The organism is Pseudonocardia lacus, from assembly GCF_018531445.1.
GTDB lineage: Bacteria > Actinomycetota > Actinomycetes > Mycobacteriales > Pseudonocardiaceae > Pseudonocardia > Pseudonocardia lacus.
In genome coordinates this window covers 1-9,225 of the sequence record NZ_JAHDTH010000144.1, presented here as the reverse complement: position 1 = coordinate 9,225, position 9,225 = coordinate 1, and the positions used below count along the sequence as shown (strand labels likewise).

The following is a 9,225-nucleotide window of genomic DNA, read 5'->3' as shown; positions in this document are numbered from 1 at the left end:
GCCGCCGTCGTGACCGCTGTGTGCGGTTCCACCTGGCCCTGTTGATCACGACAACTTCGTTCTCGACGGAGGTGCGGTTGGACGAGAGCCGCGCTCGTCCCGCGCCGCTCGCTCCCCGGGGACGCCGCCGGGTTGGACGAGAGCCGCTCTCGTGCGGCCAGGTTGGACGAAAGCCGCGCTCGTGCGGTGAGCGCCGAAGGCGCGAACCGGGGCGCGCGTAGCGCGCCCACACCACCTCCGGGGCCCTGCTTGATCAGAGGTCGCCCGCCGCGCAGGCGCTGCACGCCGTCTCGCCGGCCGGGCTCGCAGCCCTCGTGGTGTGTCGCAGCGCCGGGTGTGTGGTCGCAGCCCGCCGGCGCGCTGCGACGACCCAGCCAGCGCTGCGACGTCCCCAGCCAGCGCTGCGACGTCCCCAGCCAGCGCTGCGAGACCGCGCCAGCGCTGCGAGAACACCCCCGCCACGTCTGATCGCACGAGCGCGGCTCTCGTCCAACCCCGCCGCATGAGCGCGGCTTGTCCAACCTGCCACGCCCCGCGGCCCACCCGTCGAGAACGACGTTGTCGTGGATTGGACCGGTCCACAATCGCGACAACTTCGTTCTCGACGGGAGTTGCTCAGGTGAGGTTGGCGTGCAGGAAGTCCAGGGTGGCCGTCCAGGCCTTGTCAGCCTCGGCCTTGTCGTAGGTGCCGAGCAGGTCCTCGTCGTTGTAGAACGCGTGCCCGGCCGGGTAGAAGCGGAAGTCCGGCTGCACACCCGACTCGCTCCGGATCCGCTCCGCCAGTCCGCGGGCCGCCTCCGGCGTGGTGAACGAGTCCTGCTCGCCGAAGTGCCCCAGCACCGGGGCGGTGATCCCGGACAGGTCCGGGTAGTCCTCCTTCAGCACGCCGTAGAACGGCACCGCGGCGCCGATCCGGTCGCCCTGCTGGGCGGCCAGCACGATCACGAAGCCGCCACCCATGCAGAACCCGACCGCACCCACCTTCGAGGACGTGACGGCCTCGTGCCCGAGCAGGAAGTCGACGGCACCGCCGAGGTCCTGGGCGGCCTTGTCGACCGGCAGCTCGCCCATGAGCTTGCCGGCCTCGTCCGAGTCGTGGGTGGTGCTGCCGCCGTAGAGGTCCGGCGCGAGCGCGACGAAGCCGGCCGCGGCCAGCCGGTCGGTGACGTCCTTGATGTGGGTGGTCAGGCCCCACCACTCCTGGATCACGACCACGCCCGGTCCGCTGCCGGACCCGGGCACGGCCAGGTAGCCGTGGGCGGTGCCGCCGTTGCTGGGGAAGGTGACGTTCTGCACGGGGTTCTCAGCCACGGTGAGACATCAGACCACCATCGCGCGCCCGACGCCCGGCGCACCGGCGCCGTGTCGCGGTGCGTACCCACCCGCGGGGGCGACACCCGCTCGGCCGGGTGTGACGAACAGACCTCCGGTAAACGTCTGTGCAGGACAGCGGTGCGCGGACTAGCGTCACGCTCCGTGGAGCGAGTGGGGTCGGGGGAGCCCGCGGTCCGAACGGTCACGCGCGCGGCGCACGATGCCGCCGTGGCGGACCTGGTCCGCCGGTACCGCGCGGTGCCGCAGGGCGAGCGGGTGCGGCTGGCCAAGCCGACGTCCAACCTGTTCCGCTTCGGGGCGCCACCGGCCGCGCGGCTCGACGCCTCCGCCCTCACCGGCGTCGTCGACGTCGACCCGGTCGCGCGGACCGCTGACGTGCAGGGCATGGCCACCTACGAGACCATCGTGGACGCCACGCTGGCCCACGGGCTGATGCCGCTGGTCGTCCCGCAGCTCAAGACGATCACCCTCGGCGGGGCGGTCACCGGGCTGGGCATCGAGTCGTCGTCGTTCCGGCACGGGCTGCCGCACGAGTCGGTCCTGGAGATCGACGTCCTCACCGCCGACGGTGAGGTCGTCACCGCCACCCCCGATGGCGAGCACGCCGACCTCTACGCAGGGTTCCCGAACTCCTACGGCACCCTCGGCTACGCCCTGCGGCTGAAGGTCGAGCTGCAACCGGTGGCGCGCTACGTCCGCCTGGAGCACCGCCGCGTCCCGACCGACGAGCTCGCCGCGACCGTCGCCAAGGTCTGCGACGCCGGTGGCGACCTCGACTTCGTCGACGGCACCGTGTTCGGCCGCGACGAGCAGTTCCTGACGCTGGGCACCTTCACCGACGACCCGGCCGGGCAGACCCCCAGCGACTACACCGGCCAGCAGATCTTCTACCGCTCGATCCGCGAGCGGCCCACTGACCTGCTGACCGCGCGCGACTACATCTGGCGCTGGGACACCGACTGGTTCTGGTGCTCGCGCGCGTTCGGCGCGCAGAACGCCCTCGTGCGCCGGCTGTGGCCGCAGCGCTACCGGCGCTCCGACGTGTACCGCAAGCTGGTCGCCCTCGACCAGCGCACCCGCTTCACCTCCCGGCTGCGCCGCATCACCGGCAAGCCGCAGGAGGAGATGGTCATCCAGGACGTCGAGATCCCGGTCGACCGGCTGGTCGAGTTCCTCGACGCGTTCCACCGCGAGATCGGGATATCCCCGGTCTGGCTGTGCCCGGTGCGGCTGCGCGGCGAACGCACCTGGCCGCTCTACCCCATGACCCCCGGCGAGCTGTACGTCAACGTCGGGTTCTGGTCGGCGGTGCCGGAGGTCCCCGGTCGCCCCGACGCGCACAACCGCCGGATCGAGCGCCTCGTCGCCGACCTCGACGGGCACAAGTCGCTCTACTCCACGGTGCACTACAGCGCCGACGAGTTCTGGCAGCGCTACAACGGCCCGGCCTACCGCGCGCTGAAGGGTCGCTACGACCCGCGGGGACGGCTGGGCGATCTCCACACCAAGGTCACCGGATAACAGGCAGGTGAGTCGGGATGCAGGTCGCTGACTTGATCTCCACGATGGTGGGGCCGGACATCCCCGTCCGCGTCATCGGCTACGACGGCAGCAAAGCCGGCCCGGACAGCTCCGAGGTCGCGCTCCGGATCTCCTCCCCGCGCGCGTTGGCCCGGCTGGCCACCGCGCCCGGGACGCTAGGGCTGGCCAGGGCGTACGTGGAGGGCGAGATAGAGGTCGAGGGAGATCTCTACGCCCTGCTCGACGCGCTGGCCGACCTCACCCTGCACGACATCACCCGGGCCGACCAGCTCCGGCTGGCGGCCAAGCTGGCGCCGGTCTGGGCGCGGCACCGCCAGCCGCCGCCCGCGCTGGAGGCCCGACCGCGCGGCAGGCTGCACTCCAAGCGCCGCGACCGCAAGGTCATCTCCCACCACTACGACGTCTCCAACCGGTTCTACGAGTGGGTCCTCGGCCCGTCGATGGCCTACACCTGCGCCGCCTACCCCAGCGCCGACGCGACGCTGGAGGAGGCGCAGACGGCCAAGCACGAACTGGTGGCGCAGAAGCTGGCGCTGCGGTCGGGCATGCGGCTGCTCGACGTCGGCTGCGGCTGGGGCGGCATGGTCATGCACGCCGCGGCCGAGCACGGGGTCAAGGCGCTGGGCGTGACGCTCTCCCGCAACCAGGCCGAGTGGGCGCAGGCCGAGATCGAGCGCCGCGGCCTCGGCGCGCTGGCCGAGGTGCGCCACCTCGACTACCGCGACGCCCCGCAGGAGCAGTACGACGCCATCAGCTCCATCGGCCTCACCGAGCACATCGGCAAGTCCGAGCTGGCCGGCTACTTCCGCCGGCTGGTGGCGCGGCTGCGCCCGGAGGGCAGGCTGCTCAACCACTGCATCACCCAGCCCTACACGCCACCCAAGCGCAGGCTCGACCCGTTCATCCGCCGCTACGTCTTCCCCGACGGCCAGCTGGAGCCGATCGGCCTGCTGGTCAGCGAGATGAACGACGCCGGCTTCGAGGTCCGCCACGAGGAGAACCTGCGCGAGCACTACGCGTTGACCCTGGCGGCGTGGGGTGCCAACCTCGAAGCCAACTGGGAGGACGCCGTCGCCGAGGTCGGCATCGGCCGGGCCAGGGTGTGGCGGCTCTACATGGCCGCCTGCCGGCTCGGGTTCGAGCGCAACAACATCCAGCTGCACCAGGTGCTCGGCGTCAAGGTGGGCGCGCGCGGAGAATCGGGGTTTCCCCTGCGCGGGTGGTAGGTCGTGACGGCGTCGCCACGGCAGCGTTGAGCTCGGAGTCGAGTCCCGCAGCGCGCGAGTCCCTGGCGTCCCGCATGATCTGGTGGAGGAGGCCCGCCCTTGCCCGACCGGCTGTCCGCGTTGGACGCCTCGTTCCTGTTCGCCGAGCACCGGACCGCGGCGATGCACGTCGGCGCGGTGATGACGTTCGCGCCGCCGGCCGACGGCCCGTTCGACCCGGACGCGTTCACCGCGCTCATCGGCGAGCGCCTGCCGCTGGTGCCGGGCTACCGGCGCAAGCTGCGCGAGGTGCCGGGTGGGCTCGGGCTGCCCGTCTGGGTCGACGACCCGTGCTTCGACCTGGCCTACCACGTGCGGCGCTCCGCGCTGCCCGCCCCGGGCACCCCCGCCCAGCTGCGCGAGCTCGTCGGCCGGCTGCTGGCCCGCCGCCTCGACCGCTCCCGCCCGCTGTGGGAGGTCTACCTGGTCGAGGGACTGGCCGACGGCGGGTTCGCGGTCGTCACCAAGACCCACCACGCCATGGTCGACGGGCTGGCCTCGATGGACATCGGCACGGCCCTGCTCGACCCCACCCCGCAGCCGCGCCCCACCGAGCCCGACGACTGGCGCCCCGCGCCCGAGCCGTCCGGGCTGGAACTGGCGGCGTCGGCGGCGGGTGAGGCGCTGCTGCGCCCGCGGATGGTGCTCGACCGGGCCGGGCGGGCCGCGGTCGACGTGCGGGAGACGGTCGACCGGGTCTCGCGCGCCATGCAGGGCGTCGTGTCGGCCGGGCGCACCGCGGTCACCACGCGACCGGTGCCCTCGCTCACCGCCACCACCGGCGAGCAGCGCCGCTACGGCATGGAGCGCACGTCGCTGCCCGAGCACCGCGCCGTGCGCCGCCGGCACGGGGGCACCGTCAACGACGTCGTGCTCGCCGTCGTCGCGGGCGGGCTGCGGACGTGGCTGACCGGGCGCTCCGAGCCCCCGGCCCCCGGGACGGTCGTGCGCGCCCTGGTGCCGGTCAGCGTCCGGGCCAGGACGCGCGGCGGGAACCCCACCGGCAACTCCATCTCGGCCTGCCTGATCGACCTCCCCGTCGGCGAGCCCGACCCGGTGGCCCGGCTCGCGGCCGTGCGCGCACGGATGCAGGAGCAGAAGCGCGGCGGGCACGCCGTCGGCGCGTCGGCCCTGGTCGGGCTGGTGGGCTTCGCGCCGCCGCTCGTGCACAGCCTCGGTGCGCGGCTGGCCAGCCAGTTCTCCAGCCGGTTCTACAACGTCCTGGTCACCAACGTGCCCGGCCCGCCGCGCCCGCTCTACGCGCTGGGCGCCCGGATGCGCGACCTGTACCCGGTGGTGCCGCTGGCCGGCGGCCAGGCCGTCGCGATCGGCGTCACCACCTACGACGGCGCCGTGCACTACGGCCTCACCGCCGACCGCGACGCCGCCCCCGACGTGGACGACCTGGCCACCGCACTGGGCGACGCGTTGCGGGAGCTGGTCGCGGCCGAGTGACCGCCCGTCCCGACCGGGCGAATGCCGCGGTTCGCTACGCCTCCCGGCGCAGCGGCCTCGGCATCCTCCCGGCATGGACCTGGAGGTGCGGCCGCTGGCCGCCGCCGACCTCGACCGGGCCGACCTGGTCCTGCGCGACGCCTTCCGCGCCTACCTCGGCGCCGACCTCATGGCCGACACCGACCTGCTGCGCACCCGCTTCCGGGCCCGCCACACCACGGTACTGGCCGCCTACGACACCGGCTGGCCGGTCGGCACGATCGTCGCCACCCGCTGGGGCGACGTCGGGCTGCTGGGCCCGCTGTCGGTGAGCCCGCCGATGTGGGGCCGCGGGGTCGGCACCCGCCTCACCGAAGCCGGCGTCGCGCTCCTGGACCGCTGGGGCACCACCCACCAGGGCCTGTTCACCTTCGCCGACAGCACCCGCCACCACGGCCTCTACCAGCGCTTCGGCTTCTGGTCCCGGTTCCTGACCGCGGTCATGTCGACCGCGGTCACCGGCAGCGAACAGCGGCTGGGCCGGCGCCTCACCACACTGGACCCCATCGCCCGCAAGCAACACGTCGAGGACTGCCACGCCGTCACGACCGCGGTGCGCGCCGGTCTCGACGTCCGCGGCGAGATCGACAGCGTCCTGGAGCAGGGCCTCGGCGACGTCGTCGTGGTCGGCGGCCCCCACCCCGACGGCTTCGCCGTCCTGCACCACGGCCCCGGCACCGAAGCCGGCAGCGGCATCGCCTACGTCAAGTTCGCCGCCGTCCGCCCCGGCCCCCGCGCGCCCGCCACCTTCACCGCGCTGGTGGACGCGTGCCGCGGGTACGCGGCGGCAATGGGGGCGCACCGGCTGACGCTGGGGGTGTCCACGGCGCGGCACCAGGCGTACCGGTGGCTGGTGGCGGCCGGGATGCGGACCGACGTGGCGGCGGTGACGATGCACCGGCCGAACGACGCCGGGTACGATCGGGAGGATCTGTTCGTGCTCGACGACTGGCGCTGAGTCTTCTTCGGGCCTGGCTCCCTGGGGGCCTCCGGCGGCGCCTGCGGCGGGCGGCCTCCGGGCGGCTCCTACGCGGAGGGCGACCTCTGATCAAGCAGGGGGCGCTTGGGGGAGACGCCGGGCCTCCCGTTCGGTCCGTGGTGGGGTCGGGGCGTCTTCGCAGGGGCGTTGGGGTCTTCGCAGGTGCTCCTTCTCGTCCATCCCGCAGCCCTGGGTGGGTGGTCGCAGCCCGCCGGCGCGCTGCGAGGACACAGCCGGCGCTGCGACACGCACCTGGCGCTGCGAGGACGCCCCCGCTGGGCACCCGAACAGCGCCAGCATCGCCAGATCCGTCTCGCGGTGCCCACCGTGCGCGGCCGGGTCGATGATCCACGCGCCGTCGGTCGACCAGAGCACGTTCCCCGACCAGAGGTCCCCGTGCAGCCGGGCGGGGGATTCGGGGGGTCCGGCCAGTTCGTCGATGCGGTCCAGCACCCGTTCGACCGCCGCGACCCCGTCGGGGGTGAGGGAGCCGGCGTCGCGGGCCGTGCGGAGGTAGGGGAGGAGGCGGTCGGCGGCGTACCAGGCGGGCCAGTGCGGGGCGGGGGAGTTCCGCATGGGGGCCGCGCCGATCCAGGCGTCGGCGGGTCCTCCGGGTGGGGGTGCGCCGAACGCGGGCGCCCCGGCCCGGTGCAGCACCGCCAGCCCGCGACCCAGAGCCGCGGCCGCCTCCCGCGACGCGTCCCCGGGTGGCACGAACGCCGTCACCAGCTCGCCTGGCCGTTCGTCGAGGACCTCCGGGACCGGCGGCCCGTCCGGCACCCGCAGCCAGCGCAGGCCCGCCGCCTCCGCCGCGACGGCGCTCGCCGGTCCGCGCTTCACGACCGCGGCGCGCCCGTGCCACCGCGTCCGCGCGACCCCGCTCACGGACCCGGCCGGGTCCAGGAGTTCTCGCGGACCCAGTCGACGAGGCCGGGCACCGCGGCGCGGACCATCGCCAGCACGGCCTCGAAGGCCGCTTCGTCGGCGTAGTAGGGGTCGGGGACCTCGGCGCCGGGGGGCGCGTCGGGGTCGAACGAGCGCAGCAGCCGCACCCGCTCGGGCTCGGGGACCATGGACTGCAGCGTGCGGCGGTGCTCGTGGTCGAGGGCGACGAGCAGGTCGGCGCCCAGCTGCTCGGCGTCGATCAACCGGGCAGCGTGCTCGCCGGCGTAGCCCTGGGCCAGCAGCAGGGCCGTCGCCCGGTCGTCGGCGGGGGAGCCGACGTGCCAGCCGGTGGTACCGGCGCTGCTGACCCGGACGCGGTCGGCGAGCCCGGCCCGCTCCAGCTCGTGGACGAAGACCTTCTCGGCGATGGGGGAGCGGCAGATGTTGCCGGTGCAGACGAAGACGATCGAGAGCACGGTCAGCGGACGCTGGTCGTCGGGTGGCACCACATGCGGACAGTGTCGCCGATCCGGGTCGGTCCGCTCGCCGTAGGGTTGCCGCATGGATCACCGGGAGGCCCTGCGCCACCACGGCGACGTCGACGCGGAGCCCGGTCTGCTCGACTTCGCGGTCAACGTCCAGGGCGACGGCCCGCCCCGCTGGCTGCGCGACCGGCTCGCCGACACCCTGGACGGCCTGGGTCGCTACCCGGTGGCCGCGCACGACGCCGCGGCCCGCGCGGCCGTCGCCGCCCGCCACGGTCGCCGGGCCGACGAGGTGCTGGTGCTGGCCGGGAGCGCGGAGGGCTTCGCGCTGCTGCCGGCGCTGCGCCCGCGGCTGGCCGCTGTCGTGCACCCCGGGTTCACCGAACCGGAGGCCGCGCTGCGTGACGCCGGTGTCGACGTGGTCCGCGTGCTCACCGACGAGTCCGACGGCCACCGCCTGCACCCCGACGCGGTGCCGGCGGCCGCCGACCTCGTGGTCATCGGCAACCCGACGAACCCGACCGGCGTCCTGCACCCCGCCGACGACGTGGCCGCGCTGGCCGCGCCGGGCCGGGTGCTGCTGGTCGACGAGGCCTTCGCCGACGCCCTCCCGGGCGAGCCGGAGTCGCTGGCCGGGCGGCGGCTGCCGGGTCTGCTGGTGTTCCGCAGCCTGACCAAGACCTGGGCGCTGGCCGGGCTGCGCGCCGGCTACGCCCTCGGCGAGCCGGCGCTGCTGGCCCGGCTGGCCGCGCCGCGCCCGCACTGGCCGGTGTCCACGCTCGCGCTGGAGGCCGTGCTGGCCTGCTCGGAGCCGCCCGCCGTCGCCGAGGCCGAGCGCGCGGCCGAGCGGCTGGTCGCCCTGCGGGCCGAGCAGGCCGCCGCGCTGGCCGCGGTCGACGGGGTCACCGTGCTGCCCGGCCGGGCCCCGTACCTGCTGCTGCGCCTGCCGGACGGGCGCGGCGAGCCCGTCCGCGCGGCGCTGCGCGCCGCCGGCATCGCCGTGCGCCGCGCCGACACCTTCCCCGGCCTGGGCCCCGACCACATCCGGGTCGCCGTGCGCCCGCCCGCCCAGGTCGCCCGGCTCGTTGCCGCGCTCTCCGACGCCCTGACGGCGGTGGCTGCCTAATGCTGTTGTCAAGCGGCAGCCGGCCTGTGGTCGGTTCGGTACTCGGTTCTGGTGCGCAGCATGGCGTGCAGGACGTTGACTCGTCGTCGGGCCAGTGCGATGAGAGCTTGGTGG

At 74.5% G+C, this 9,225-nt stretch carries 8 protein-coding genes; 5 read left to right on the top strand and 3 right to left on the bottom strand.

Annotated elements, in window-relative coordinates:
• Positions 1-615: 615 nt before the first annotated feature.
• Positions 616-1,311, bottom strand: coding sequence for a dienelactone hydrolase family protein (locus KIK08_RS26275; RefSeq protein WP_214405931.1), 696 nt, complete (start codon positions 1,309-1,311; stop codon positions 616-618).
• A gap of 231 nt (positions 1,312-1,542) precedes the next feature.
• Here KIK08_RS26275 and KIK08_RS26270 point away from each other — a divergent pair, with 231 nt between their 5' ends.
• The 4 genes from KIK08_RS26270 to KIK08_RS26255 all read left to right on the top strand — a co-directional run bounded on the left by KIK08_RS26270 (position 1,543) and on the right by KIK08_RS26255 (position 6,594).
• Positions 1,543-2,856 (top strand): FAD-binding oxidoreductase, encoded by a 1,314-nt coding sequence (locus tag KIK08_RS26270; protein WP_308257901.1) that lies wholly within the window; start codon positions 1,543-1,545, stop codon positions 2,854-2,856.
• Between the two features lie 17 nt (positions 2,857-2,873).
• A complete protein-coding gene (locus KIK08_RS26265; RefSeq protein WP_214405930.1) occupies positions 2,874-4,103 on the top strand; it encodes an SAM-dependent methyltransferase in 1,230 nt (409 codons plus the stop codon).
• A gap of 99 nt (positions 4,104-4,202) precedes the next feature.
• Positions 4,203-5,597 carry a WS/DGAT/MGAT family O-acyltransferase gene (locus KIK08_RS26260; RefSeq protein WP_214405929.1) on the top strand — a complete coding sequence of 465 codons (1,395 nt, stop codon included), beginning with the start codon at positions 4,203-4,205 and terminating at the stop codon, positions 5,595-5,597.
• A 73-nt stretch (positions 5,598-5,670) separates the two neighbouring features.
• Positions 5,671-6,594, top strand: a complete 924-nt coding sequence (locus KIK08_RS26255; RefSeq protein ID WP_214405928.1) for a GNAT family N-acetyltransferase — start codon at positions 5,671-5,673, stop codon at positions 6,592-6,594.
• Positions 6,595-6,684: 90 nt separating this feature from the next.
• On the opposite strand, the gene KIK08_RS26250 is transcribed toward KIK08_RS26255, so the two are convergent.
• Positions 6,685-7,500: a fructosamine kinase family protein gene (locus KIK08_RS26250; protein WP_308257900.1), complete on the bottom strand. Its 816-nt coding sequence runs from the start codon at positions 7,498-7,500 to the stop codon at positions 6,685-6,687.
• Complete coding sequence (locus KIK08_RS26245) at positions 7,497-7,976, bottom strand: low molecular weight protein-tyrosine-phosphatase (protein ID WP_408004725.1); 480 nt, start codon at positions 7,974-7,976, stop codon at positions 7,497-7,499. Before KIK08_RS26245 ends, KIK08_RS26250 begins: the two co-directional genes overlap by 4 nt.
• Positions 7,977-8,061: 85 nt before the next feature.
• Between KIK08_RS26245 and cobC the strand changes: the two genes are divergently transcribed.
• Positions 8,062-9,111: an Rv2231c family histidinol phosphate aminotransferase CobC gene (gene cobC, locus KIK08_RS26240; RefSeq protein WP_214405926.1), complete on the top strand. Its 1,050-nt coding sequence runs from the start codon at positions 8,062-8,064 to the stop codon at positions 9,109-9,111.
• Positions 9,112-9,225: the final 114 nt, after the last annotated feature.